The sequence below is a fragment of the Staphylococcus sp. HMSC06C11 genome (genome assembly GCF_001808345.1).
Lineage (GTDB): Bacteria > Bacillota > Bacilli > Staphylococcales > Staphylococcaceae > Staphylococcus > Staphylococcus capitis.
This window is the reverse complement of sequence record NZ_KV793050.1, coordinates 1-1,534: the sequence shown is the minus strand read 5'-3', so window position 1 is coordinate 1,534 and position 1,534 is coordinate 1. Positions and strand designations below refer to the sequence as shown.

General features: G+C 50.5%; 1 rRNA gene. It reads right to left on the bottom strand.

From position 1 onward, the window contains the following. Window positions 1-78 precede the first annotated feature (78 nt). Window positions 79-1,534, bottom strand: a 16S ribosomal RNA gene (locus tag HMPREF3154_RS11170); the annotation flags it as partial.

Here is a 1,534-nt window from a genome sequence, read left to right as displayed (position 1 = left end):
ATAAACATTCAAAACTGAATACAATATGTCACGTTATCCCTTTCATCTTCGAAGAAGATGTTCCGAATATATCCTTAGAAAGGAGGTGATCCAGCCGCACCTTCCGATACGGCTACCTTGTTACGACTTCACCCCAATCATTTGTCCCACCTTCGACGGCTAGCTCCAAAAGGTTACTCCACCGGCTTCGGGTGTTACAAACTCTCGTGGTGTGACGGGCGGTGTGTACAAGACCCGGGAACGTATTCACCGTAGCATGCTGATCTACGATTACTAGCGATTCCAGCTTCATGTAGTCGAGTTGCAGACTACAATCCGAACTGAGAACAACTTTATGGGATTTGCTTGACCTCGCGGTTTCGCTACCCTTTGTATTGTCCATTGTAGCACGTGTGTAGCCCAAATCATAAGGGGCATGATGATTTGACGTCATCCCCACCTTCCTCCGGTTTGTCACCGGCAGTCAACTTAGAGTGCCCAACTTAATGATGGCAACTAAGCTTAAGGGTTGCGCTCGTTGCGGGACTTAACCCAACATCTCACGACACGAGCTGACGACAACCATGCACCACCTGTCACTCTGTCCCCCGAAGGGGAAAACTCTATCTCTAGAGGGGTCAGAGGATGTCAAGATTTGGTAAGGTTCTTCGCGTTGCTTCGAATTAAACCACATGCTCCACCGCTTGTGCGGGTCCCCGTCAATTCCTTTGAGTTTCAACCTTGCGGTCGTACTCCCCAGGCGGAGTGCTTAATGCGTTAGCTGCAGCACTAAGGGGCGGAAACCCCCTAACACTTAGCACTCATCGTTTACGGCGTGGACTACCAGGGTATCTAATCCTGTTTGATCCCCACGCTTTCGCACATCAGCGTCAGTTACAGACCAGAAAGTCGCCTTCGCCACTGGTGTTCCTCCATATCTCTGCGCATTTCACCGCTACACATGGAATTCCACTTTCCTCTTCTGCACTCAAGTTTTCCAGTTTCCAATGACCCTCCACGGTTGAGCCGTGGGCTTTCACATCAGACTTAAAAAACCGCCTACGCGCGCTTTACGCCCAATAATTCCGGATAACGCTTGCCACCTACGTATTACCGCGGCTGCTGGCACGTAGTTAGCCGTGGCTTTCTGATTAGGTACCGTCAAGACGTGCATAGTTACTTACACATTTGTTCTTCCCTAATAACAGAGTTTTACGATCCGAAGACCTTCTTCACTCACGCGGCGTTGCTCCGTCAGGCTTTCGCCCATTGCGGAAGATTCCCTACTGCTGCCTCCCGTAGGAGTCTGGACCGTGTCTCAGTTCCAGTGTGGCCGATCACCCTCTCAGGTCGGCTACGCATCGTTGCCTTGGTAAGCCGTTACCTTACCAACTAGCTAATGCGGCGCGGATCCATCTATAAGTGACAGCAAGACCGTCTTTCACTGTTGAACCATGCGGTTCAACATGTTATCCGGTATTAGCTCCGGTTTCCCGAAGTTATCCCAGTCTTATAGGTAGGTTATCCACGTGTTACTCACCCGTCCGCCGCTAAC